Genomic DNA, 24291 nt, shown 5'->3' on the forward strand with positions numbered 1-24291 from the left:
CAGTGCAGCAAAAGTCCGGCGGAGCTGGGAGGCAATGTCTCCACTCCCAGCAAATGCAGGGACTTAACGCTCTCTGACGTAGCGTCCGGGCGCATCCTCTATGGCTTTGAGCGCGCCTTCGCCAGGGATGCGGGCACCCGTGGCGGGCACCGTCGAATCGCCAAGCGACCGAATCCATTCGATCCAGTCGGGCCACCAGCTGCCCTTCGTTTCCTTCGCGCCCGCTAGGAAATCGCCAAGGCTGCCTGGCAACTCGTCGCAGGTCCAATATTGATATTTCTGCGCAGCCGGAGGGTTCACCACGCCTGCGATATGGCCTGACCCCGCGAGCAGGAAGCGTATCGGCCCCGAAAAGTGCGATGTGATCTTCCACACGCTTTCAGGCGGCGCGATATGGTCTTCCCGCCCAGCCTGCACATAAACTGGCGTCTGCACCTTGCTGAGATCGACGGGCGTGCCATCGACGGTCAGCGCGCCCGGCTTGATCAACTGATTGTCGCGGTAAAGCTGGGTCAGGTAATTTTTGTGCCAGCGCGCCGGAAGATTGGTGGTGTCGCCGTTCCAGTAGAGCAGGTCGAACGGCGGATAATCCTGCCCCAGCAGGTAATTGTTGACCACATAATTCCAGATGAGGTCACGGCCGCGCAGCAGGTTGAAGGTGGCGGCCATGTAGCGCCCGTCCAGAAAGCCCCCGGCCGAAAGCTGGTCGATCAGCTGCATCTGCTCATCATCGACGAACAGGCCGAGGTCGCCCGCTTCGGTAAAGTCGACCTGCGCGGTGAAGAAGGTCGCGCTCGCCACCTTCTCCGCTTCACCGCGCGCGGCGAGCAGGGCAAGCGTTGCGGCGAGCGTGGTGCCCGCCACGCAATAGCCGATCGCATGGACGCTCGGCACGCCCAGCAATTCCCGCACCGTGTCGATCGCGTCGATCTGTCCATGGACGATATAATCATCCCACAGCAGATCCTTCATCGACGCATCCGCCGACTTCCAGGACAGCAGGAAGACGCTGATCCCCTGATCCGTCGCCCATTTGACGAAGCTTTTTTCCGGCGAAAGATCGAGGATGTAAAAGCGGTTGATCCAGGCCGGGAAGATGACGAGCGGCGTTTCAAGCACCTGTTCGGTGGTCGGCGCATAATGGATCAGCTGATAAAGCGGCGTTTCCTTGATGACCTTGCCAGGGGTGGCCGCGATGTTCCGGCCAAGCTCGAAGACGGTGCCGTCGGTCTGCGTCAACTGCCCCTTTTCCAGGTCGGCCAGCATATGTTGCAGGCCCTTCACCAGATTTTCGCCACCGCTCTGCAGGGTCTTTTCCATCACGGTCGGATTGGTCAGCAGGAAATTGCTGGGCGCGACCGCATCCAGCATGCCGCTGGCGGCAAAGCGCAGCTTTGCCTTCTGCTTGGGATCGACCCCGTCCACCGCATCGGTCAGCTTCAGCAGATAGTCCGACAGCAGCAGATAGCTCTGCCGGATGAGGTCGTAGAAAGGGTGCTTGGTCCAGGCCGGATCGGCGAAGCGGCGATCCTTGCGCGCGGCGGGGCTGTCGGGTGGAGGCGCGTCGGGCTCATCGCGCAGCACGCCGCCTGAATCGAGGAACCGCTGCCAGAGTGCCAGCCCTTCATTGGCAAAGCCGGTCTGGATGCGAGCGACGGCGTCAGGGTCGAACGGGAGCGCTCGGCCCGTCGCCCCGGCGGCCTGCTCCAGCAAGAGCTGCTGTACCCGGCCCACCACTTGCGTCCATTGCTGCATCTGCTCCAGCGTCGGAAGATGCGGCTCGTTGAGGTCCTGCGCTTTCATGGCCACTCTCCTCCTCCTGGCATCCTTGACATCCGCCGCTTTCGCTGGCGCGAGGCCGCCTTGCGGGCTATAGCCAAGGCGCGCCGCACCGAAAGTGCAGGCCGCACTATCCCTCATGGAGACCTTTCAGGAAAGCCCTATAATGTCCGAAGAATTCTACCGCATGAAGCGCCTGCCGCCCTATGTCATCGCTGAAGTCAATGCGATGCGGGCCGCCGCGCGAGCCGCGGGAGAGGACATTATCGACCTTGGCATGGGCAATCCCGACCTGCCGCCGCCCGACCATGTCATCGCCAAGCTGGTCGAAGTCGCGCAGAAGCCGAGTGCGCACGGCTATTCCCAGTCGATGGGCATCCCGGGGCTCCGCAGGGCGCAGGCCAATTATTACGGCCGCCGCTTCGGCGTCGAACTCGATCCCGAGACCGAGGTCGTGGTCACGATGGGATCGAAGGAAGGGCTCGCCAGCCTCGCGACCGCGATCACCGCGCCCGGCGATGTCGTGCTGGCGCCCAATCCCAGCTACCCGATCCACATGTTCGGCTTCATCATCGCGGGCGCGACCATCCGGTCGGTGCCGACGACGCCGGACGAACATTATTGGAAGTCGCTGGAACGGGCGATGGCCTTCACTGTGCCGCGTCCTTCGATCCTGGTCGTCGGCTATCCGAGCAATCCGACCGCTGAGACGGTCGACCTCGCCTTTTACGAGCGGCTGGTCGCCTGGGCGAAGGAGAACAAGGTCTGGATCCTGTCCGACCTTGCCTATTCCGAACTTTATTATGACGGCAATCCGACGCCCTCCATTCTGCAGGTGCCGGGCGCGAAGGATGTCGCGGTGGAGTTCACTTCGCTCAGCAAGACCTATTCCATGGCAGGCTGGCGGATCGGCTTCGCGGTAGGAAACCGGCAGTTGATCACTGCGCTCAAACGGGTGAAATCCTATCTCGACTATGGCGCGTTCACGCCGATCCAGGCGGCGGCCTGCGCCGCGCTCAACGGACCGCAAGACATCGTCCAGAAGAACCGCGAACTCTACCACAAGCGCCGCGACGTGATGGTGGAAGCCTTTGGCCGCGCAGGATGGGAAATCCCCGCGCCCAGGGCGTCGATGTTCGCCTGGGCCCCGCTGCCGCCTGCGCTGAAAGAGATGGGCAGCCTGGAATTTTCCAAGCAGCTCCTGACCCATGCCAAGGTCGCTGTCGCTCCGGGTGTAGGCTATGGCGAGGATGGCGAAGGTTTCGTCCGCATCGCCATGGTGGAAAATGAGCAGCGGCTTCGGCAGGCAGCACGCAACATCAAACAATATCTGAAGTCGATGGGCATCAACACGCCCGCCAAGGGCGCTGCCTGAATCAGGACGGAGGCTATCGGCCGCGCATTCTTGGCGGAGTGTGCGGCTGCCTGGCAGGGATCGCATTCCTTGGCTTTTCCGCCATCGTATTCGTCGGTTCGGTGATCGGTGACTGCGGCGATGCGCAATCTTGTGGGCGCAAGGATGATGCGGCTCACATTTTGTGGATCGCGCCTCTTTCAGCCCTTGTCATTTTCCTGCTGGTGCGCTGGTTTGTCGACAGGATGACAGACAGACGATGAACTCCCTTCCGCAGGTTTCCCAGGTCGCGCAAACGATCCAACTGGCGCTCGCGCCGGTGTTCCTGCTGGCAGGCATCGGCGCCTTCCTCAACGTCTGCGTGGGGCGGCTCGCGCGCATTATCGACCGCGCGCGTTTGCTGGAAGGCAAAATCATGGTCAGCCGGGGCCGGGAACATGACCGGATGGTGGCGGAAATCCGGGTGCTCGACCGCAGGATGAGCGTCGTCAACAGCGCCATTTTCCTGACGGTAATGTCCGCTGGCGCGGTCTGCCTGGTGGTCATCCTGCTGTTCGCGGGCAATCTGTTCGGCGCGCATCTCGGCACGCTGATCGCGATCCTTTTCAGTCTGTCGATGCTGCTGCAGGCTGCTGCCTTTGGCACTTTCATCCAGGAAATCCGCCTGGCATCGCGGATCATACATATCCGCAACGAAGTGCTGTACCATGAAGCGGAGGCGGAAGAGGCGTCATGACCAAGTTCACGGTGAACGACCGCCCGGTTCAATATCGCATGGACCCCGACACGCCCCTGCTATGGGCGCTGCGTGACGCGTCCAACCTGACCGGCACCAAATATGGATGCGGAACGGGCGACTGCGGGGCCTGCACCGTCGATATAGATGGCCAGGCCGTGCGGTCATGCCAGGTCACGATCAGGGAAACCGAAGGCCGTTTCGTCACCACGATAGAGGCGCTGTCCCCCGACCGGGGGCATCCATTGCAGCAGGTCTTCGCCGCCGACAATGTTTCACAGTGCGGCTATTGCATTCCGGGCGTGCTCATGACGGCGGCCGTGCTGCTGAAGCGCAACAGCGACCCGAGCGACGAGGAGATCGACGCCGCCATCACCAACATCTGCCGGTGCGGCATCTACCCCCGCCTGCGCGGCGCCATAAAGCGCGCCGGAAAGGTCATGCGAGGCGAGGAGCAGGTCGAAGCCGCCCCGCCGCCCGGCGTTTCGCCCGAGGACGCCGCCCGCGCGGTTCCCGCGCTCCGCCGACCCTGAACGCTTATCCGAAGCGATAGGCCGACACCGGCCATCCGCGCACCGCATCGTCATAGTCCAGCCGGGCAGGGTCGCTGCCGCCCGCCCCGACCGCCACCATCAGGGGCAGCAGATGCTCCTCGCGCGGATGCGCGAAGCGCGCCTCGGGCAGCTGGTCCCACGCTGCCACCCGAGCCGATCGCCGCTGCGGATCATCATCCATGACGGCATCGTTGAGCGCTGCGTGCCACAAGAGCGACGGCGTTCTCGCCTGCGAATCCTGGACCCGCATATTGTGGAAGCTCATGCCCGAGCCGATGATCACGACCCCTTCGTCCCGCAATGGCTCAAGCGCGCGGCCCGCCGCGATATGGGCCGCAGGGTCGAGATCGTGGCGCAACGAGAGTTGAACGACGGGAACGTCCGCCTGTGGCCGCGCAACCTTCATCGGGATGAAGACGCCATGGTCCCAACCCCGTTCGCGCTCCTCGGCGACGGGAAAACCGGCCTCCCGCAGCAGACCCGCAACGCGATCGGCAAGCTCTGGCGCGCCGGGCGCGTTCCAGCTCAGCGAGTAGGTGTGCGGCGGAAAGTTATAATAGTCGAACAGCAATTCTGGACGATCGCCCTTATGCACCGTGAAGACCGGCTCCTCCCAATGGGCGGAGACGATCAGCATCGCGCGCGGCCGCTCCGGCAGGTGTTCGATCAGCTGTGCGAGATAGTCCTGCATCGACTGCCACATCGGATCGCTCGCAGGCCGGTTCGGATCGGCTGGGTCCATGAAGAAGCAGGGACCGCCTCCATGCGGTATGTAAAGGCTTGGCTGTTTCATGGCATGAAGATCGCGTGGCGCGCCCCGCCATGCAAGCATGGGGATTGAAACAGTGTGTTTCGCCGTACCTCAGGCGTTTTCCGCACCAATCATTGGAGCAATAGCCTGCGCCAGCGTGGCGCCGGAATAAGGCTTCTTGAGCAAGGTGAGCTGGCCAAAGCGATCGGGCAGGTCCAGCCCGTCGCCATAACCGGTGGCGAACAGAAAACTGATGCCATTTTCCGCAAGCAAATCGGCGACCGGCAGGCTCGTTTCGTTGCCGAGGTTGAAATCCAGGACCGCGAAATCGATACGATGCGAAGCTAACGCCTCGCGGGCGCGCCCGACGCTGGCGGCGGTGATCACCTCGGCTCCCAAATCCCGCAGCGCATCTTCGCCGTCTATGGCGATGATCATATTATCTTCGACCAGCAGGACGTTGCGGCCCTTCAGCAACCCGGGCGTCGGAGCATGCAGCGGCTTTGCCTTTTCGCTGCCGGTAACGTCAGGCAATATCGACACGACATGGGTCGAAGGAATGCAGAAATGCGCCTCCAGCCCAGCCAAGCGGTAGGCGATCTCTGCCTTCCCATCCAGGTCGTAGGGGATGGACCGTTCGATGACGGTCGAACCGAAGCCACGGCGGGTCGGCGCAACGACCGCCGGGCCGCCGCTCTCATTCCAGTCGATCAGCAAGCTGCCATCGGGATCGACGTGCCAGTCGATGCTGACCGTGCCGCCATCCGACAATGCGCCATATTTCGCGGCGTTGGTCAGCATTTCGTGGATGACCAGCGCCAGAACGGTAAAGGCCGAAGGCGTCAGCAGGACATTGGGGCCCGTCTGCCTGACCCGGTCACGCTTCTCACCGAGATAAGCCCCGGCCTCGACATCGATCAGGTCCTGCAACCGCGCCGGTGCCCAGCGGTCGGCCGTGATCTGGTCATGCGCACGAGCCAGCGCGTGGACCCGGCTTTCCAACTTGTCGATGAACTCGTCCACCGACCGGGCATTGTCACGCGTCTGCGACAGCAGCCCCCGGATGAGCGACAGGATATTGCGCACCCGGTGGTTCAGTTCGGCGATCAGCAGTTCCTGCTTCTCATGCGCCTTTTGCCGTTCTTCATTGGCGGAGTCGGACAGGCGCAGCACCACTTCCAGCAATGCCGTCCGCAGCGCCTCGGCAACGCGCAGTTCGGCCGGGGTGAAAGGCACGGAGGTGCCCTTCACCAGTTGCGACCATTCCTCGAAACTCTTGCGCGGTGAGAGACGCGGCCCGTTGGGGCCATATTCGATATGCTTTTCCTGATTGCCCGCCCAGCGCACGGAACGCATCTGTTCGGCACGGAACAACACGACATAGTCGCGCGGCCGCCGTGACAGCGGGATCGCCAGCAGGCCAGCGGCGCGATCGGCATAGGCCGCCGCCTCAGGCATGATCCCGCTGAGGCAATCGGTGGCGAAGACCTGGCTTGCCGCTGCGCGATTGAGCATCGACACGATGGCCGTGAAAGCCGACCGGTCGGGCGTCAGCCCGGCAAGCGTCATCTCCCCATCTATATACACGCCCACGCCGTCTGCGGGCACGGTGTCGAAGATGACGTCGCCGAGCCAACGGGCGTTGGACAGCAGATCATGATCCTGCGCCACGGCGGACATCAGGCGATCGGCCACTTGCCGCGCCTTGCCCTCATATTCCGCGGTTTCGGCCCGCTCCCGGCTTTCCAGCATCATGGAGAATATCTGCCCGAACAACTCCGCCGCGCTGCGTTGGGCAAAGGTGGGGAGGCGCGGCCCATAATGGTGGCAGGCGAACAAGCCCCACAGGCGTCCCTCGACGATGATCGAGATGGAGAGCGAGGCGCCAACGCCCATATTGCCGAGATATTCGATATGAATCGGCGACACCGCGCGCAGCAGGCTGAGCGACATGTCGAGCGCGGCACCGGACGGATCAAGCGTCGGGATGATAGGAACGGGCGCCGCTTTCACGTCCGCGATGACCCGGAAGATATTGCGCAGATAAAGCGCCCGGGCCTGGGTCGGGATGTCCGAGGCGGGATAGTGCAGCCCGAAAAAGCTGTCGATGCCTGATCGCAACGCTTCGGCCACGACCTCGCCATCTCCACCGTCGGCGAAGCGATAGACCATGACCCGGTCAAAGCCCGTCAGCGCCCTCACCTGTCGCGCGCCATCACGCAGGAAGGCCGCCATGCTGTCCGTCTGGGCCAGCCGCGAAACCATGGAGCGAACCATGCTGGTGGCCTCCATCTCATCCTCGAAGGCGGGCTCCGCCTCTATGACGACCAGCGAGCCGGAAAAATGCACCGCAATGTCGAACGGCTTGATGCCATCGATCAGGACCAGCGAAAATATCCGCTCGACCGCGTCGGGACCACGCAGCAACGTGATGCGGTTGCGTAACGAATGTATGGCGTCGGCGCTGAAAATATCGTTGATCGGCTTGCCGAGCATCTGCTCAGGCGCGAGGCCGATGAACTTTTCACAATTTGCCGAAACGCGTGAGACAAGCCAGTCGGCCGTTACCGCGATCAGAAAGCCGAAAGGCTGTATGGTGCCGGGCACATGAATGGGTTCGCGATCGCAATTGTTGATGTCGACCGCGAAGCTCGCGTCATCCGCGTCCGTGCGCTCAGCCATTATTCAGGCGCTCCGCCGCGGCGCCTGCGGCAAAGAGCGCGAAGGCAGCCTCTGCGCCCTGCACCGCACTGTCGATCCATTCCTGCCCGCCGCCATCGGCGGCCGCGTCCAGCGCCTGCTGAAATGCGATCCAACTGCCGTTGTGGTGCCCGGCCTTCAGATAAGCGCGCGGCAGTCCGGGAGCCACCCGCCGCTCCAGCATGGCACCACCCAGGCGCGAACCTTCGAGGGCATAGAGAGCGCCCCAGCGAAAGGCTTCACTTACACCTGCTTCAGCAGCGAGCGGTTCGGGCAGCGCTTCGCCCAGGACCGCAAGATCCTCGACAAGCTGGGGCAAACGTGGCGAATCCGGTTGAGCCAGCTTTTCGAGCGGCATGAGGGCACGAGCATGCGCCTTCAGGAAAGCGGCATATTCAGCCGGTGAACCAAGCGAGAAGTCTGAATAAATTTCGTCCACGCGCTGGTGATTCGCCATGGTGGCATCACGGAGGGCCTGTCGGACACGGCCGGCACTGGACGTTCTCTTCACTCGTCGTTCCTAAAAGCTGTTAACAAGCCGCGCACTGATCTAGATCAGCTTTTAAGGCCAACGACAGCAGTTGATCTATTTTCTAGCTGCATAACGGATTTTTGCCCGCCTGGCTCCATTATCCATCTTCATGATAGAAGATTCTTTCTGATCGCTGACGAACAAGTTCAGCCTCGCGACATGGCGGGGGACATAAAAAGGGCAACATGCGGGGCATGGCGCCCCTTTTGGAAAGTCAAAGATCATGTTGAGGAAGATGATGCTGGCGGGCCTGATGACCGCCACGGTGCTGGGCGGCGTTGCTCCGGCATATGCCCAACGCTGGCAGGATGGCGGCCGCGATCGCGGCGGCGAACAATCGGGCCGCGCCGATGGCCGGGCATCCCGGGATGGCGGGCAATATGGCCAGCGCGGGGACGGCGGTATGCGCGGTGACCGGGCGGCAACGCAGCGCTGGCAGGACCGTGGCGGCGATCGGGCCAATGATCGTGTTCGCGCTCAAGCCGTTCCGCAGCAGACCGATCGCCAATGGAGGGGCAGCGGCGACGTCCGCACCGATGCGGCCCGCGATGCATGGCGCAACGATGCCCGCATCAGGGAAAGATCTGTCGGCGAGCGTCCGCAATGGCGGGATGATCGGCGCGGGGACCGGCCGGACTGGCGCGACAATCGCGCCGAGCGGCGCCCCGACTGGAACGGCTACCGGCCGAGCGGGAGGCTCGACAGCGGCAACAACTGGCGCGGCACCCTGGCCGGGCCGCGCCGCTTCGACGATCGCACCCGCTGGAGCAGCCAGCGGCGCTGGGACAATGGCTGGCGGCAGGACCGCCGCTATGACTGGCGCGGCTACCGGGCGCGTTATGGCGACCGCTATCGCATCGGCCGCTATTATGCCCCGCGCGGTTGGGATTATGGCTACAGACGCGTGTCGGTTGGCATATTCCTGAACAGCCTGCTGTTCGCGAACAATTATTGGATCGATGATCCATGGTCGTACCGCCTGCCCCCAGCTTATGGGACGCTGCGCTGGATCCGCTATTATGACGATGCCCTGCTCGTCGATATTCGGGACGGCTATGTCGTGGACGTGATCCCGGAATTCTTCTGGTAAGCTGGAGATCGTCCGGCGGACATCATCTGGGCCCGGCGCCAGGCGCGCCGGGCCCTTTTCATTTGCACCCTCTCATCAGCGGCGGCAGGAAGCAGGCATGACGGACATGATCGATGATGGCGGCACCGCCTCCACCATAAGGGCGAAGATCGGCAACACCGTGCGGGCAAAGCTGGACCGCAATCCCATGGTCAGCCGGATCGATGCGCCCGATCTGGAGATTTACGGGCGGCACGGCTTTCTGAGCCCCGAGGAGTGCGAGGCCCTGCGCACGCTGATCGATGCGGATGCGCAGCCTTCGACCCTCTTCTCCGGCAGCGCGAACGCCGATTACCGCACCAGCCAGAGCTGCAATCTCAGCCCGTATGATCCGCTCGTCAAAAGCATCAGCGACCGGATCTGCGCACTGACCGGACTGCCGCCCGAATATGGCGAGACGCTGCAGGGTCAGCGCTATGCGACGGGCCAGGAATATAAGGCGCATTGCGACTATTTCCCGGTCACCGCCAGCTACTGGCCCGCAATGATGAAGACAGGGGGACAGCGCAGTTGGACGGCGATGATCTATCTTTCCCCCGTCGCGGCTGGCGGGGAGACGCATTTTCCCCATTGCGAATTCATGGTGCCGCCGGTGGAAGGCATGATCCTCATCTGGAACAACATGAAGGCTGACGGCGCTCCCAACCCGATGAGCCTGCACGCCGCGCGGCCCGTCGAAAGCGGCATCAAATATGTCGTCACCAAATGGTTTCGCGAGCGCCGCTGGACGGCCTGAAGCCGAAGCCGCGGTTCATAACGGTGATACAAGTTGAGACATAAATGTCTGACTCCTGACTACCTCATTCCCTGAAGGTTCAGCGGAGGGGGCGCATAAGCAGCCTGTTGGTGGCGGAACTGGTCATCGGGGAAAGAAGTTTGATCCCTCACCGGTTCAGGGCCGCCAAGCTGATGGGAGAAGATATATGCGTAAGTTGATCATCCTCGGCCTTATCGCAGCGACCGCGATGCCAGGCGCCGTCATGGCCCAGTCGCGCGGCGAGGTACGCGACAGTGCGCGGGAACTGCGTCAGGAACAGCGCGAGCTGCGTGATGCACGCCGCTATGGCTCACGCCACGACGTGCGCGAACAACGCCGCGATGTCCGCGACGCGCGACAGGAATTGCGCGAAGATTGGCGCGACTATCGCCGTTCGCACCGCGACGTCTATCGCGGCGGCAACTGGCGCGCGCCGTTCCGCTACAATCGCTGGGAAGTCGGATCGCAGCTGCGCCCGAGCTACTATAATTCCCGCTACTATATCAGCGACCCCTATCGTTATCGCCTGTCCCGGCCGGGTAACCCCAATCTTCGCTGGGTAAGGCACTATAATGACGTGCTGCTGGTCAATGTCCGCAGCGGCCGCGTGATGGAGGTCCATCGGGGCTTCTTCTGGTAATCGGCAGTATCACGCATGACGAGCGGCTCCGGGCGAAAGTCCGGAGCCGTTTTCATGTGAGCGACGAGCGTCCAGACACGAAGATTGGCCACGGCGCACAGCGCCTACACAGGTCAGCCAAATTGTGGAGAAGCCCCTTGGCCGCGCCGCCCGTCTCCGAGCGGGCGCGGCCGATGACGCGCGCAGGGCGCGCCATCAGTCCGAAAGGGGGTGGACCAGAATAGGAACGCTCACCTGCTGTGAATGTTCCCGTAGGTCAGCTCAGCGCTTCGGCGATCAGGCGACGGCTATTGCCGATGCCGTAGAGCGCAATGAAACTTCCCATCCGTGGCCCCTGATCAGCACCCAGCAATGTCTGGTACAGCGCCTTGAACCAATCGCGCAGTTCCGCAAAGCCGAAGGCTTCGTCCTTGCCGATGGCATAGACGATATTCTGGATGTCCTCAGCCGTCGCGCCGTCATCCAAAGCCGCCAGTTCGTCGTCCAGCCTGCGCAGGGCGGCTGCTTCATTGGCTTCGGGAGCGCGGCGCTTCAGCGTCGGCGCGACGAAATCACGATGATAGGCCAGCGCATGCCCGATCAGGGCATCCAGTTCAGGGTAGGTCTCCGCACTGGCGTCCGGGACATAATTTTGCAGATATCCCCACACCTGCTCGCGGCTGGCATCCCCCATCACGCCGACCAGATTGAGCAGCAGCCCGAAGGTCACGGGCAGCTTTCCTTGCGGCAGCTTGCCGTCATGGATGTGGTGCACCGGATTGCCCAGTTGCTGCTCTACCGGCTGGTTGGGATAATTGCCGCGGAATTGCCAATATTCGTCCACCGCGCGCGGGATCACGCCCATGTGCAGCTGCTTGGCCTTCTTCGGCTCGCGATAGGCGTAAAAGGCCAGGCTTTCCTGCGGCCCGTAGGTCAGCCATTGTTCGAGGCTGAGGCCGTTGCCCTTGGACTTGGAGATTTTCTCTCCCTTTTCATCCAGGAACATCTCGTAATTGAAGCCTTCGGGCGGGCGGGCGCCGAGCGCGCGGCAGATGCGTGAAGACTGGGTGACGGAATCGATCAGATCCTTGCCCGCCATTTCATAGTCGACGCCCAGCGCGACCCAGCGCATCGCCCAATCGACCTTCCACTGCAGCTTCGCGCCGCCCGAGAGGATCGACTGTTCGACGATCTCGCCCTCATCCTCGAAGCGCACCAGCCCTGCGTCGGCGTCCAGCACCTCGACCGGCACCTGAAGGACGATGCCGCTCTTCGCGGAAATCGGCAGCACGGGCGAATAGGTCGCCTGCCGTTCCTTGCGCAGGGTCGGCAACATGATGTCCATGATGTCCTGATAATGACGCAGGACATTCCTGAGCGCATCGTCGAACGCACCGGACGTGTAGCGATCCGTGGCCGAGACGAACTCATAGTCGAAGCCGAAGCGGTCGAGAAAGTCGCGCAACATCGCATTATTATGGTGCGCAAAGCTTTCGAACTTTTCGAACGGGTCGGGCACCTGCGTCAGCGGCTTGCCGAGATGTTCGGCCAGCATCGCCTGGTTCGGCACATTGTCCGGCACCTTGCGCAGCCCGTCCATATCGTCGCTGAACGCGATCAGGCGCGTGGGTATGTCCGACAGCGCATGATAGGCGTTGCGGACCATCGTCGTGCGCAACACTTCGTTGAAGGTCCCGATATGCGGCAAGCCCGACGGGCCATAGCCGGTTTCAAACAGGATATGGCCTTTTTCAGGCGCGCCATTCTGGTAGCGCTTCAGCAGCTTGCGCGCTTCTTCATAGGGCCAGGCCTTGGACGCCTGAGCGGCGGTGCGGACGATATCGGACACAGTCATGATGCAGATGCCCCTAGCCTTGGCAGCCGCGAAATGGAACGGCTTTCCGCGATCCCTGTTTGCCGCCCGCGCTTCGACGACGGCAGTCATGTTTAACCTTGATTAACTATGATGCGGCATATTCCCCCGATCGAAGGGGGATTACAGGCACCATGCATATCGCGCGCAGTCGCCAACGCATAATGGTCGACATCGACATCGTCGTGACAACGGTGCTCGACAGCCTGGAGGGCAGCATCGTCGACCTGAGCGAAGGCGGCGCCTTGATCCGTGGATGCAGCTTGGCGGCTCGCAGCCAATGCCAGATCGGCTTTGAAGGGCAGATCGTCTTCGCCACGGTGCAGTGGTCCGAACCCGATCGCATGGGCGTCCGCTTCCCCTATGAGCTGGTGGACGGCCCGCTGTTCGACATGCTGGAGATGGCGCGGACCCGCCTGCGATCGCCGCTCGCACATAAGCGTGGCGAAGGCGCATTCATGGTCCGTCCCTTCCTCTCGCAACCAAATGGATTTGGCCGCCGCGCAAGCTGAATCGCGCCTTTTTCCGGTTTCCCTTTTGTTCCCGCTCGCCTAAGCGACGGGAGTGATCGACGCGACTGCCCTGCCCGCCCTTCATGCCAGCCATGGTGGGATCTGGCTGCGCGAGGGCGGAAACACGCAGGCGGTCGCCAAGGGAGCGGCCATCGCCTGCGCTGCCGAAACCCCGACCTTGCTGCTCAACGCACCGCTCACCGGCCAAAGGCTCGGCTATCCCGAACTCAATGGCCTCGACCTGCTGGAGCTGTGGGCTTTCGTTCATCCGGCCCGCTTCCTCGTGCCAACGCCCAAGGGTTTGGCCGAATCGCTTGGCCTGGAGCGGCCGGGCAGCGAAGCGGACATTCCGCAACTGCTGCAAGCCGCGACCGCAGCGCTGCTCGACATTCTCGGCTCGCCGGCATGGGCCGAGCGCGAGGGCGGCTGGACCTCCGCCCAGACGCTTCTTCGCCTCCGCTGGCCGTGGGCGCCGCTGGTCACGCCCCGGATAAACCGGCCGGCCGAAGCGGAACGCTGGCTGTTCTCCCGCTTGCCCGAATGGGAGGAAACACCCCCGCGTCCAGCGCCGCGCACCATCTCGCTGGATGAAGACGCGGTACTGGCGCGGCTGGCCCATCTGACCGGCAGTGCGGCGGAAGCCCGGCCCGGCCAGCGCGCCTATGCCGCAGCCGCCGTGGAAAGCTTCCGCCCGCGCCAGCATCGGGATCAACCCAACATGCTGCTGGCGGAGGCGGGCACCGGTATCGGCAAGACATTGGGCTATCTCGCCCCCGCGTCGCTCTGGGCATCGGAGGCGCAGGGCACGGTATGGATATCGACCTATACCAAGGCGCTCCAACGGCAGCTTGACCGGGAAAGCCTGCGCCTTTTTCCCGATCCGGCGACGGCGGCGCGCCGCGTGGTGGTGCGCAAGGGGCGGGAAAATTATCTCTGCCTGCTGAACCTGGAAGATGCGCTACAAGGCGGTTTTTCCGGCCGGGCGGCGATCCTTGCCCAGCTCGTCGCGCGCTGGGCAGCGTTCAGCAAGGATGGCGACATGGTCGGCGGCGACTTGCCGGGCTGGCTGCCGACGCTGTTCCGCCGCAACGGATCGACGGCGCTGACCGACCGCCGGGGCGAATGCATCTACGCTGGCTGCCCGCATTACCGCAAATGCTTCATCGAACGGTCGGCGCGCGCTTCGGCGGACGCGGACATCGTCATCGCCAATCATGCGCTCGTCATGATCAACGCGGCGCGTGGGCGAGAAACCGGTCAACGGCCCCAGCGCATCATCTTCGACGAAGGCCATCATCTTTTCGACGCGGCCGATTCCACCTTTTCCGTCGCCCTGTCAGGGCAGGAAGCGATCGAACTGCGCCGATGGGTCATGGGTCCGGAGGGCAATTCGCGGGGCCGCAGGCGCGGCCTTGCCGCCCGCCTGTCGGACCTCGCCAGCTATGATGCGGAAGGCGGCGAGGCGATTCGCGCCGCAGCGGATGCAGCCCGCACCCTGCCCGCCGACGAGTGGCTGAAGCGGATCGTCGCGGGCGAGCCTTTCGGGCCGCTGGAACAGTTGCTCGCCGCAGTGCGCGGCACCGTCTATGCCCGCGCGGCCGACGTGGGTGAGGCGGATGCAGGCTATGGCCTGGAAACCGAAGTTGCCGAGCCCGATGGCCCGCTGGTGGAAGCGGCTCAGGAAGCCGCGCTTGCGCTCGACGCTTTGCTGCGGCCGCTCAACCGGCTGGGCAAGCGGATGGAAGCAGTCATCGAGGATGCGCCCGATTGGCTGGACGGCGCGGCCCGGGCACGGATCGAAGGCGCGATCGCCTCGCTTGGCTGGCGGCGCGACCTGATCGCTGCATGGCTGGCGCTGCTCGCCCGGATCGGCGGCCCGGCTGACGCGGATTTCGTCGACTGGATGACGGTCGACCGGATCGAAGGGCGGGAATATGACATCGGCATCCATCGCCACTGGCTGGACCCGACCCGCCCCCTTGCCGAAGCCGTGCTGAAACCGGCGCAAGGCGTGCTGGTCACATCGGCAACGCTGAAGGGCGGCGGCGATTGGGACAATGCGGAAAGCCGCAGCGGAGCCAGCCATCTTCCACGCGGAGCGAAGCGGTTCGAGGCGGCAAGCCCGTTCGACTATCCCGGCCGGGCCGAAGTGCTGATCGTCACCGATATCAAGCGCGGGGACATCGCCGCGCTGTCGGGCGCCTATGGGCGGCTGATCGAGGCGGCGGGCGGCGGCACGCTGGGCTTGTTCACCGCGATAAGGCGTCTGCGCGCGGTCCATGCGCGCATTGCCGACCGCCTCGCGCGGGCGGGCCTGCCGCTCTACGCCCAGCATGTCGATCCGATGGACACCGGCACGCTGATCGACATCTTCCGCGATGATCCGCGCGCATCGCTGCTCGGCACCGACGCCTTGCGCGACGGGGTCGATGTGCCCGGCCATTCGCTGCGGCTCGTCGTGATGGAGGGGGTTCCCTGGTCGAAGCCGACGGTGCTCCACGCCGCCCGCCGTCTCGCCGGAGGTGGCGCCGCCTATGATGACCGGCTGATCCGCGCGCGTCTGGCCCAGGCCTTTGGCCGCCTCATCCGCCGCGCCGAGGATCGCGGCAGCTTCGTCATATTGTCCGCCGCAATGCCCAGCCGGTTGCTAAGCGCCTTTCCGCCAGACACCCCCATTCGCCGCGTCACCCTGGACGAAGCGATCATTGCGGTGAGCGCCCATTCCCGCGCTGGTCATGGCCACGGCATGTCGCTAGGGCAGCAGGAAGACGAATCCGGCACCCACCACCTGGAGCAAAGATGAAGCGGTTGACCCTGTTGCGCCACGCCAAGTCCGACTGGGACGATCCGGTAGAGCGGGATTTCGACCGGCCGCTCAATCGGCGTGGGGAAAGGGCGGCGCTGCTGATCGGTCAATATGCGCGCAGCCGGAAGATGCAGTTCGACCATCTCGTCGCGTCCCCCGCCGTCCGGGTGGTGCAGACGCTCGATACGTTTCTGGAGGGGTATGGCCAGCCGCTCGATCCCCATTGGGACCGGCGCATCTACCTGGCGTCGGTCGCGACATTGCTCGACGTGTTACGCGATCTGCCCGACACAGCCAGCAGCGTCATCCTTGCGGGCCACAATCCGGGCTTGGAGGAACTGATCCTCGAACTGGTTCCGGACGATGGCGCCAGCCCGCTCCGCGACGATGTCGAAGTCAAGTTCCCCACGGCCAGCCTTGCGGTGCTGGACCTGGAGATCGATGCTTGGGCAGATGTCGCACCGAACGGGGGCACGCTGGTAAGCTTCACCCGGCCCCGTGACCTGGATCCCGCACTGGGCCCGGAATCGCGTTAAGATTTACTGCTAAGAGGCGACCCAAGGCCTCCGCTAGGGCGGAATGTGTTCCCTCTGAACACTCAACCCGTTCGGGCTGAGCTTGTCGAAGCCCTGTTCTTCTTCAGTAAGGAGCGAAGGCCCTTCGACAGGCTCAGGGCGAACGGTTCGGGAGATAGCGCCTTTTTAAAGCACAAAGCTCCTCTTAGTCACCAATGGCCTTTGCCAAGGCTGCGCGGATTGCCTGGAGCCGATCCAACAGGTCCGCTTCCCGCTCGGGCTTGACCGGGACAGCAGCAACCGGGGCAGCGACGGGACTTGGCGAAGCCAGCCCATCGGCCAGCGCCTTCTGCGCGCCCCGCACGGTAAAGCCTTCCACATTCAACAGCTGGTTGATGCGCCGGACAAGGGCGACATCGGCGGGCCGGTAATAGCGGCGATTACCCGAGCGCTGGAGCGGACGCAGTTGGGGGAAGCGCGTCTCCCAATAGCGCAAGATATGCTGCGGCAGCCCCAGTTCCCCGGACAGCTCACTGATTGTCAGGAATGCACCTTCTGCCTTTTCCATCGCATGATGTTGCACCTATCGCGGCGCAAAGGTCAACCGTGGGAAAAGCGTGTCGGCCCCGCCGCCTGCGTCAGGATGCAGCGACGCGGTCGCGCATGGTCTGGCTGGCGCGGAAAGTCAGCACGCGGCGTGGCTCGATCGGCACCTCGACCCCGGTTTTCGGGTTGCGCCCCATCCGCTCGGTCTTGTCGCGCAGGACGAAGGTGCCAAAGCTCGATATCTTCACATTTTCGCCGCGTTCGAGCGCGGACGTCATATGCTCCAATATGGACTCGATAAGCGCCGCCGCTTCGGATCGGGAGAGGCCGATGTGCCGGTTGACGCTTTCCGCCAGATCCGCGCGTGTCAGGGTGCCATTGCCAGTCATCGAAAGTCCCCACCTTCATCCGCCGGTCAAATGCCGACGCCAATGGTAAATCCTGCGATAACATAAGCGATTCGGCAAGATGGTCAGCCGAAGAAATCTAAAGAATTCCGGGGTATATACCTTGGGTTAGACCCGCAGGACGCACGCGCCCCAGGTGAAGCCGCCGCCCATCGCCTCCAGCACCAGCAGGTCACCCGGCTTGATCCGCCCGTCCCTCATCGCCAGGTCAAGCGCCAATGGCACCGAAGCGGCAGAAGTATTGGCGTGACGATCGACCGTCATCACCACCCGGTCCGGCGACAATTTCAGCTTGCGCGCAGTGGCGTCCAGGATGCGGGCGTTCGCCTGATGCGGGATCAGCCAGTCGATCTGGTCCGTCCGGAGGCCAGCGACGTCCATCACTTCGGTCAATACGGACGCCAGGTTGACCACGGCATGACGGAACACTTCCTGTCCCTTCATGCGCAGCTTGCCAACCGTCTTCGTCGTCGAAGGGCCGCCATCCACGTAGAGCAGTTGGTTGTGCCGCCCATCGGCATGCAGCTTGGCCGCCAATATGCCGCGCGCACCATCCGCGCTTTCTTCAGCGCCGAGCACGATCGCGCCCGCGCCGTCGCCGAACAGGACACAGGTCGTCCGGTCTTCCCAGTCGAGGATGCGGCTGAACGTCTCGGAACCGATGACCAGCGCGCGTTGCGCTGCGCCAGAGCGGATCATGCTGTCCGCAACCGTGACGGCATAGAGAAAGCCCGAGCACACAGCCGCGACGTCGAACGCCACGCAATCATCGATGCCAAGCGCTGCCTGAACGATGGTCGCGCTGGCAGGAAAAGTCTGGTCCGGGGTGGCCGTCGCAAGGATGATGAGGTCGATGTCCTGGGCCTCAAGGCCTGCTGCCTCCAGCGCCGCCTTGGCCGCATCGGTGGCGAGGGTTGAGGTCGTCTCGCCATCGCCCGCTATATGGCGGTTCCGAATGCCTGTGCGTTCGACGATCCATTCGTCGCTCGTATCCACGGTTTCCGCCAGTTCAGCATTGCTGACGGCGCGAACCGGGAGAGCTGACCCCGTACCCAGAAGAACGGACCTGCGAATCACTTTGCGGCGAGCTCCTGCTTGGACGCCACACCCGAAAGCGCGCTGACACCCGCCATGTCGGCGGCGATGCGTCGCGTGATATCTTCTTCCAACAGCCGGGCGGCGACATGGACAGCATTGGCGACGCCCTTGTCATTGGCGCTGCCGTGACTCTTCACCACCACGCCATTCAGCCCCAGGAAGACCGCGCCATTATGATTGTTGGGGTCCAGATGGTGCTTCAGCAGATGCATGGCGGGCTTGGAAATCAGGAAGCCGATCTTGGACCGGATCGAGCTGGTAAAGGCCGTGCGCAGCAGGTCCGTGACGAAGCGTGCCGTCCCCTCCGCCGTCTTGAGCGCTACATTGCCGGAAAAACCGTCGCTGACGATCACGTCAGCCTCGCCACGGCCGATCTTGTCGCCTTCGGTAAAGCCGTCGAATGACAGGGGAAGGCTGGTGGCGGCGCGCAGGATGGCGGCGGCGTCACGGATTTCCTCCGTGCCCTTCATATCTTCCGTGCCGATGTTCATGATGCGGACGCGGGGGCGTTCCAGATCGAAGGCGATGCGCGCATAGGCCGCGCCCATCACGGCGAATTGCACGAGGTTGCGGGCGTCGCACTCGGTATTGGCACCAAGGTCCAGCATGACCACGTCATTGTCGCCCAGCGTCGGCAGCAAGGCCGCCAGGGCAGGCCGGTCGATGCCGGGCATGGTGCGCAGAGCGAGCTTGGCCATCGCCATCAATGCGCCGGTATTGCCGGACGACACGGCAGCGCCCGCCTCGCCTGCCTTTACGGCGGCGATGGCCATGCTCATGGAGCTGGCCTTCTTGCGGATCGCGACGCTGGGCTTGTCCCCGGCCGACACGACATCGCTGGCGTGTACGACTTCGGACGCGGCCCGTAGATTGGGATGATTGTCGAGGGCGGCCTTGATCCGCGCCTCGTCTCCAAAAAGGGTGAAGCGCAGCCCTTCGTGGCGGTGACGGGCGAGCGCAACACCCGCCATCATCACGCGCACGCCTTCATCCCCGCCCATCGCGTCGATTGCGATTCGCGGTTGGCTGGACACTTCAGGACACCTTTGCAGGAGAGAGGGTGTCGTCAGGCCCCGACGGCAACGACTTCGCGGCCGTTATAGTGGCCACAGCCCTCGCACAGATTGTGCGGGCGCTTCAGTTCACCGCAGTTCGAGCATTCCTGATAGGCTTCGACGCGCAGCGCATCGTGGCTGCGGCGCATGCCACGGCGGGACGGGGAAGTTTTCCTCTTTGGGACAGCCATGTCGGCACCTTATTCCATAATTAAATCTGGTTGAGCGACTGGCCGATATCCGAGGAATGCCGACGCCACAGGCGCCGCAGACCATGCGGCCCGGGTGATCGCGAAGCCCTGCGCCTATAGCGCTTTTTGATCCCGGCGCAAGTCCTTCCTTGCCCTTGGCGGCATCCCGGTTACCCTGATCATCAGAGAGAGAAGGGGAGAAGACCATCATGCTGTTGCCGATCACGCTGACACTGGCCGCCGCCTGCGCTTTTGTGAACCTGTGGCTGGCGACGCGATGCGTACGGATTCGCATGTCAGCCAAGACGCTCCACGGCGATGGCGGAAACCCATTGCTCGCCCGCCGCATGCGCGCCCACGCCAATTTCACCGAATATGCGCCGATGGTCCTCATCCTGTTCGCGCTTGTCGAACTGGCGCTTGGCTCGCCGCTATGGCTTTGGATCGCGGCATGCGCCTTCATCATCGCGCGTGTCGCTCATCCGATCGGGATGGATGGTGACAGCCCTTCCCCTGCCCGCGCAGTCGGCGCGCTTTTGACCTGGGTCGTCATGGCGGGACTGGCGATCGCAGCGCTCTATGCCGCATACAGCGCGACCCGCGCCGTACCGGCTCCTCCGGCCCTTGCCGCCCAGGTCTAAGCGGTCAGGCCAGCACGGCGTCCCCGACAAAGGGGTTGGTGCGGCGTTCATGGGCGAAATTGCTCATCGGGCCATGGCCGGGCACAAAGGCCGTATCGCCACCCAGCGGCCACAGCTTGCCCGTGATCGCGTCGATCAAATCCTGATGATTGCCCATCGGGAAGTCGGTGCGGCCGATCGATCCCTGGAACAGCACGTCGCCGACGATGGCGAGTTTGCTGGGCGCATGGTGGAAGACCACATGGCCGGGCGTGTGGCCGGGGCAGTGATAGACATCCAGCACCAGCTCACCCACCGTCACCTGGTCGCCATCGGCCAGCCAGCGGTCGGGCTCGAAGATCTTGCCGTTGACGCCATAGTTGCGGCCATCTTCCTCCAGGCGGCTGATCCAGAAGCGGTCCGCCTCATGCGGCCCTTCGATCGGCACGCCAAGTTCCTTGGCCAAGGTCCCCGCCTCGCCGCAATGGTCGATATGGCCGTGGGTCACCAATATCTTCTCGATCGTGGCGCCCTGCTGCTCCGCGGCGGCTTTCAGCCGTGGCAGGTCGCCGCCCGGATCGACGAACGCGCCGCGATTGGTGGCTGTGCACCAAAAGAGCGTGCAATTCTGCTGCAAGGGCGTGACAGGGATAAGCGCGGCTTTGAGCGGAGGCGTAGTCATGCCGGAGATGTGGCGAAGCCGCGCGCCAGGCGCAAGGGCTACTCGGCCTCTTCCATCGCCAGCGGCTCGGCCAGGCTGATGCTGTCGAGCACCCGCGCCGTCTCGTCGCGCACGCGCAGCATCACGCGGTGCAGCCTGCATTCCGATTCGGGCAGGCAGTTGGTGCAGGTTTCATGCGCGAATCGGCTCGCGCAAGGGGTGAGCGCCAGCGATCCCCGCGTCAGCCGCACGATGTCGCCATAGCTGATGTCGACGGGCGCCAGCGCGAGCCAATAGCCGCCGTCGCGTCCCCGCTGCGTCGCCACCAGCCCCTCGCGCGACAGCTCCGACAGGATCACCGTCAGGAACTTGGCCGGGATATTCTGCCGCGTCGCGATTTCGTTCAGCGGCACAGGCCCCTGACGGTAGCGGTCGGCAAGATGCTGGAGAGCGCGGATGGCGTAACGGGTCTTCTGCGAAAGCATGATCCCGTTATTCGCCCCCGCGCCTCATTTGACAAGCCGCCGCGCAGCCGGTCAGGCCTTTACGCCGCTCAGCGCCTCTTCATAGGTCGTCGCCTTGAAGCCCACGATGGTCCGGCCGCCCACGTCCAGGATCGGTCGCTTGATCATGGATGGGTTGGCGCTCATCAGCAGGATAGCCTTGTCCGCATCGATATGCGCCTTGTCGCCCGCGTCCAGCGCCTTGAAGGTGGTGCCGGAACGATTGAGGATGGTTTCCCACCCATGTTCCATCACCCATTCCTCCAGCTTGCCCTTGTCCACGCCCGACACCTTGTAGTCGTGGAAGCTGTAGGACACGCGCTCATTGTCCAGAAAATTGCGCGCCTTCTTGATCGTGTCGCAATTCTTGATGCCGTACATGGTGATCATGGCCATCACCCCTTGAACGCGGTGACTTCGACTTCGACCTTCATCTCCGGCTTGATAAGGCCGGTGACGATGCAGCTGGCCGCCGGGCGGATCTCGCCAAAGACCGGCGCCGTCGCCTTGCCCAGTTCGTCCCAATAGGCCGGGTCGGTGATATAATAGGTCACGCGCACGACGTCGGCGAAGGAGAAGCCCGCCTCCTCCAGCGCCTTGCCGATCACCTTCAGCGCGTTGCTAGTCTGGTCGACGACGCTTTCCGGCATCGTCTTGGTTTCGGGATCAGTGCCGGTGGTGCCGGCGACGAAGCACCAGTCGCCCTGGACGACAGCGCGGGAATAGCCGACCTGCGCCTCGAAAGGCGAGCCCGAGGAAATGAGCGTGCGGGACATGGGGGGAGTTCCTTCGAACGGAAACGGATGGGGATTGGCGCGGCTCTTGCCCCATGCCGCCGCTCGCGTCCAGCGGCTTTTGGGCGGGGAGGAACGGCGGCGGGACTGATCCGTTGAGGGGGCAAGGAGACATGCCATGGACGCAAATGAGAAAGACCGCTTCCCCGACATCATCGAGGAAAATGACGAGCAGCGCGACGAAGGATCACAGGCGCAGACCGTCACCGACGACGCCCGCGTCCGCAGCACCGACCTGTCCGAAGACAGCGAGCGCGGCGGCAGCAGCAACCCGGCCCAGATCATCCCCGACGACACCCCCGACCTCGTCGAGCGGATGGAGGAAATGAACCGTTCCGGACATATGGATTTCGACGCCTTCTCCGGCGAACCCCAGATGGATGACGAGGAAAGCGCCCTCGGCCAGGTCGATACCGAGAATATGGACGATGAAGACGATATGATGGGCGACGGCACGGAAGAGGAAGGCTAAGGCCCTCCCCCGTTCGCGCCGGAACGGAGGGAAAGCGGATCAGCTTCACGGCGCGGCAATGATGTGCGGCGGGCTAGGTGGACAACATGTCCTACCAGCCCCGCAGGCCCGTCCGCCACAGGCATCTCCGCCTCGTCCACGCAAGCGCTCGGCCTCGGCACAGCGCGCAAGCATCGCGCACCCGCTTCAACGGCTTTCTGGCCGCGTTCCTGATCATCGCATCAGGACTTTGGGCCGGAGGCGATCTTCTCCCATCGCTGCCTGGCACCAGATTCAACCCGTCACCGAATTCCATACCGCAAGAACGGTTGCAAGCTGCCTCCTTCGCCATGTGCGATGACGGCTATGGCAGCGACTGCGTGATCGACGGCGATACCTTTCGCCTGGGGGGCGAAACCATTCGAATCGCCGACATCGATACGCCGGAAACCCATCCGGCCCGCTGCCCCGAGGAAGCCTCGCTCGGCGCCCAAGCGACCGAGCGGCTGCGGGAGCTGCTCAACGCCGGTCCCTTCGTGCTCCAACCGATCGATCGCGACCAGGATCGCTATGGGCGATCATTGCGGATGGTCATGCGAGGGGACCAGTCGATCGGAGCGATGCTGGTCGCAGAAGGGCTGGCGCGGCCCTGGATGGGGTCACGCCAGCCCTGGTGTCCCAATGACAGCAGGGGTTAACGGCAAGCGTTAGCGGCAGCTCACGCCACCGCGATCGATTTCCCGCCCGAGCAGAGCGCCCGCGCCGCCGCCGATCAGCGTCGTCAGCAGGTTGGACCCGCCCCGATCGAGCTGGTTGCCGAGCAGCCCACCCAGCGCCGCGCCGACGATCAGGCCAGTGGTGCCGTCCGAGCGGCGGCAATAATAGCGGTCGTCATAGCCGCGATAGATACGCGTGTTGCGCGTCACCCGGATCGGCTCATAGCCGCTGCGATAATAGCGATCGGGACGATAGCGGGTGCCATAGCGGCGATCCGGGCGGTTCCAATCATAGTTGTAGACGGTCCTGCCGGGGCGCTTCCACCGATTGTCACGCCGATCCTCCCGATAGTCGCGGCGTGCTTCGCGGACATCCCGGCGATAGTCGCGCCGAGCGTCGCGCCGGTCCTCGCGGAAGTCGCGCCGCGCGTCGCGCACGTCCCTGCGCCGATCCTCACGTGCGTCCCGCTGGTCACGAGCGAAGTCGCGTGCATCGATCCGCACATCGCGGCCTTGTGCCAAAGCAGGGGTCGCAGCAACGCCAGTCAACGTCATCGCACCCAGCGAAAAAGCGGCAATGGCGCGCTTGATCGAGAAGTTCATCTGATGCTCCTTGCCATATTTATCAGGCT

At 63.7% G+C, this 24291-nt stretch carries 27 protein-coding genes; 12 read left to right on the forward strand and 15 right to left on the reverse strand.

Annotation, left to right across the window (positions count from 1 at the left end):
* Positions 1 to 63: 63 nt before the first annotated feature.
* The gene (locus SPHS8_RS11605; protein WP_201515658.1) at positions 64 to 1803 is read right to left on the reverse strand and encodes a PHA/PHB synthase family protein; all 1740 of its coding nucleotides are present in this window, start codon (positions 1801 to 1803) and stop codon (positions 64 to 66) included.
* A gap of 142 nt (positions 1804 to 1945) precedes the next feature.
* On the opposite strand from SPHS8_RS11605, the gene SPHS8_RS11610 reads away from it, so the two are divergent.
* The 3 genes from SPHS8_RS11610 to SPHS8_RS11620 all read left to right on the forward strand — a co-directional run bounded on the left by SPHS8_RS11610 (position 1946) and on the right by SPHS8_RS11620 (position 4402).
* Positions 1946 to 3154, forward strand: a complete 1209-nt coding sequence (locus tag SPHS8_RS11610; protein WP_097092386.1) for an LL-diaminopimelate aminotransferase — start codon at positions 1946 to 1948, stop codon at positions 3152 to 3154.
* A 238-nt stretch (positions 3155 to 3392) separates the two neighbouring features.
* Positions 3393 to 3869 (forward strand): DUF2721 domain-containing protein, encoded by a 477-nt coding sequence (locus SPHS8_RS11615; protein WP_201515659.1) that lies wholly within the window; start codon positions 3393 to 3395, stop codon positions 3867 to 3869.
* Positions 3866 to 4402 (forward strand): (2Fe-2S)-binding protein, encoded by a 537-nt coding sequence (locus SPHS8_RS11620; RefSeq protein ID WP_097092389.1) that lies wholly within the window; start codon positions 3866 to 3868, stop codon positions 4400 to 4402. The genes SPHS8_RS11615 and SPHS8_RS11620 overlap by 4 nt, the downstream gene beginning before the upstream one ends.
* Positions 4403 to 4406: 4 nt before the next feature.
* Here SPHS8_RS11620 and SPHS8_RS11625 read toward each other — a convergent pair whose 3' ends face one another.
* The 3 genes from SPHS8_RS11625 to SPHS8_RS11635 form a co-directional block, all read right to left on the reverse strand.
* Entirely contained in the window at positions 4407 to 5216 is an 810-nt protein-coding gene (locus SPHS8_RS11625; protein ID WP_201515660.1) for a DODA-type extradiol aromatic ring-opening family dioxygenase, read from the reverse strand.
* Positions 5217 to 5285: 69 nt separating this feature from the next.
* Positions 5286 to 7856 (reverse strand): HWE histidine kinase domain-containing protein, encoded by a 2571-nt coding sequence (locus SPHS8_RS11630; protein ID WP_201515661.1) that lies wholly within the window; start codon positions 7854 to 7856, stop codon positions 5286 to 5288.
* Positions 7849 to 8331 (reverse strand): biliverdin-producing heme oxygenase, encoded by a 483-nt coding sequence (locus tag SPHS8_RS11635; protein ID WP_201515662.1) that lies wholly within the window; start codon positions 8329 to 8331, stop codon positions 7849 to 7851. The genes SPHS8_RS11630 and SPHS8_RS11635 overlap by 8 nt, the downstream gene beginning before the upstream one ends.
* Before the next feature lie 298 nt (positions 8332 to 8629).
* On the opposite strand from SPHS8_RS11635, the gene SPHS8_RS11640 reads away from it, so the two are divergent.
* The 3 genes from SPHS8_RS11640 to SPHS8_RS11650 all read left to right on the forward strand — a co-directional run bounded on the left by SPHS8_RS11640 (position 8630) and on the right by SPHS8_RS11650 (position 10932).
* Complete coding sequence (locus SPHS8_RS11640) at positions 8630 to 9496, forward strand: RcnB family protein (protein WP_236575108.1); 867 nt, start codon at positions 8630 to 8632, stop codon at positions 9494 to 9496.
* 97 nt (positions 9497 to 9593) lie between these two features.
* Complete coding sequence (locus SPHS8_RS11645) at positions 9594 to 10271, forward strand: 2OG-Fe(II) oxygenase (RefSeq protein ID WP_201515663.1); 678 nt, start codon at positions 9594 to 9596, stop codon at positions 10269 to 10271.
* Positions 10272 to 10458: 187 nt separating this feature from the next.
* A complete protein-coding gene (locus SPHS8_RS11650) occupies positions 10459 to 10932 on the forward strand; it encodes an RcnB family protein (protein WP_097092393.1) in 474 nt (157 codons plus the stop codon).
* Positions 10933 to 11188: 256 nt separating this feature from the next.
* Here the strand turns inward: SPHS8_RS11650 and SPHS8_RS11655 are convergent, their stop codons facing one another.
* Positions 11189 to 12766 (reverse strand): lysine--tRNA ligase, encoded by a 1578-nt coding sequence (locus tag SPHS8_RS11655; protein WP_201515917.1) that lies wholly within the window; start codon positions 12764 to 12766, stop codon positions 11189 to 11191.
* A gap of 152 nt (positions 12767 to 12918) precedes the next feature.
* Between SPHS8_RS11655 and SPHS8_RS11660 the strand changes: the two genes are divergently transcribed.
* The 3 genes from SPHS8_RS11660 to SPHS8_RS11670 are packed head-to-tail and all read left to right on the forward strand — an operon-like array spanning position 12919 to position 16638.
* Complete coding sequence (locus tag SPHS8_RS11660) at positions 12919 to 13296, forward strand: PilZ domain-containing protein (protein ID WP_097092394.1); 378 nt, start codon at positions 12919 to 12921, stop codon at positions 13294 to 13296.
* Positions 13297 to 13348: 52 nt separating this feature from the next.
* The gene (locus tag SPHS8_RS11665) at positions 13349 to 16099 is read left to right on the forward strand and encodes an ATP-dependent DNA helicase (RefSeq protein ID WP_201515664.1); all 2751 of its coding nucleotides are present in this window, start codon (positions 13349 to 13351) and stop codon (positions 16097 to 16099) included.
* Positions 16096 to 16638 (forward strand): SixA phosphatase family protein, encoded by a 543-nt coding sequence (locus SPHS8_RS11670; RefSeq protein ID WP_201515665.1) that lies wholly within the window; start codon positions 16096 to 16098, stop codon positions 16636 to 16638. Before SPHS8_RS11665 ends, SPHS8_RS11670 begins: the two co-directional genes overlap by 4 nt.
* A 184-nt stretch (positions 16639 to 16822) precedes the next feature.
* Here the strand turns inward: SPHS8_RS11670 and SPHS8_RS11675 are convergent, their stop codons facing one another.
* The 5 genes from SPHS8_RS11675 to rpmF form a co-directional block, all read right to left on the reverse strand.
* A complete protein-coding gene (locus SPHS8_RS11675; protein WP_201515666.1) occupies positions 16823 to 17185 on the reverse strand; it encodes a MerR family transcriptional regulator in 363 nt (120 codons plus the stop codon).
* A 70-nt stretch (positions 17186 to 17255) separates the two neighbouring features.
* On the reverse strand, positions 17256 to 17552 hold the full coding sequence (gene ihfA, locus SPHS8_RS11680) for an integration host factor subunit alpha (protein WP_097092398.1): 297 nt from the start codon (positions 17550 to 17552) through the stop codon (positions 17256 to 17258).
* Between the two features lie 126 nt (positions 17553 to 17678).
* On the reverse strand, positions 17679 to 18647 hold the full coding sequence (locus SPHS8_RS11685; protein ID WP_201515667.1) for a beta-ketoacyl-ACP synthase III: 969 nt from the start codon (positions 18645 to 18647) through the stop codon (positions 17679 to 17681).
* Positions 18644 to 19669, reverse strand: coding sequence for a phosphate acyltransferase PlsX (gene plsX, locus SPHS8_RS11690; protein WP_236575140.1), 1026 nt, complete (start codon positions 19667 to 19669; stop codon positions 18644 to 18646). The genes SPHS8_RS11685 and plsX overlap by 4 nt, the downstream gene beginning before the upstream one ends.
* Positions 19670 to 19734: 65 nt before the next feature.
* The gene (gene rpmF, locus SPHS8_RS11695; RefSeq protein WP_022682012.1) at positions 19735 to 19914 is read right to left on the reverse strand and encodes a 50S ribosomal protein L32; all 180 of its coding nucleotides are present in this window, start codon (positions 19912 to 19914) and stop codon (positions 19735 to 19737) included.
* Positions 19915 to 20123: 209 nt separating this feature from the next.
* Here rpmF and SPHS8_RS11700 point away from each other — a divergent pair, with 209 nt between their 5' ends.
* Positions 20124 to 20555: an MAPEG family protein gene (locus SPHS8_RS11700; RefSeq protein ID WP_201515668.1), complete on the forward strand. Its 432-nt coding sequence runs from the start codon at positions 20124 to 20126 to the stop codon at positions 20553 to 20555.
* Positions 20556 to 20559: 4 nt separating this feature from the next.
* On the opposite strand, the gene SPHS8_RS11705 is transcribed toward SPHS8_RS11700, so the two are convergent.
* The 4 genes from SPHS8_RS11705 to SPHS8_RS11720 are packed head-to-tail and all read right to left on the reverse strand — an operon-like array spanning position 20560 to position 22474.
* A complete protein-coding gene (locus tag SPHS8_RS11705; RefSeq protein ID WP_201515669.1) occupies positions 20560 to 21216 on the reverse strand; it encodes an MBL fold metallo-hydrolase in 657 nt (218 codons plus the stop codon).
* A gap of 38 nt (positions 21217 to 21254) precedes the next feature.
* Positions 21255 to 21680: an RrF2 family transcriptional regulator gene (locus tag SPHS8_RS11710; protein WP_097092403.1), complete on the reverse strand. Its 426-nt coding sequence runs from the start codon at positions 21678 to 21680 to the stop codon at positions 21255 to 21257.
* Positions 21681 to 21731: 51 nt separating this feature from the next.
* The gene (locus tag SPHS8_RS11715; RefSeq protein ID WP_097092907.1) at positions 21732 to 22088 is read right to left on the reverse strand and encodes an ArsC family reductase; all 357 of its coding nucleotides are present in this window, start codon (positions 22086 to 22088) and stop codon (positions 21732 to 21734) included.
* Positions 22089 to 22093: 5 nt separating this feature from the next.
* On the reverse strand, positions 22094 to 22474 hold the full coding sequence (locus tag SPHS8_RS11720) for a RidA family protein (protein WP_201515670.1): 381 nt from the start codon (positions 22472 to 22474) through the stop codon (positions 22094 to 22096).
* A 136-nt stretch (positions 22475 to 22610) separates the two neighbouring features.
* Here SPHS8_RS11720 and SPHS8_RS11725 point away from each other — a divergent pair, with 136 nt between their 5' ends.
* Complete coding sequence (locus SPHS8_RS11725; protein WP_201515671.1) at positions 22611 to 22964, forward strand: hypothetical protein; 354 nt, start codon at positions 22611 to 22613, stop codon at positions 22962 to 22964.
* Positions 22965 to 23272: 308 nt separating this feature from the next.
* Positions 23273 to 23641: a thermonuclease family protein gene (locus tag SPHS8_RS20450; RefSeq protein ID WP_236575109.1), complete on the forward strand. Its 369-nt coding sequence runs from the start codon at positions 23273 to 23275 to the stop codon at positions 23639 to 23641.
* Between the two features lie 9 nt (positions 23642 to 23650).
* Here SPHS8_RS20450 and SPHS8_RS11735 read toward each other — a convergent pair whose 3' ends face one another.
* Complete coding sequence (locus SPHS8_RS11735) at positions 23651 to 24262, reverse strand: glycine zipper 2TM domain-containing protein (RefSeq protein ID WP_201515673.1); 612 nt, start codon at positions 24260 to 24262, stop codon at positions 23651 to 23653.
* Positions 24263 to 24291: the final 29 nt, after the last annotated feature.

Source organism: Sphingobium sp. S6, from assembly GCF_905120495.1.
Taxonomy (GTDB): Bacteria; Pseudomonadota; Alphaproteobacteria; order Sphingomonadales; family Sphingomonadaceae; genus Sphingobium; species Sphingobium agri.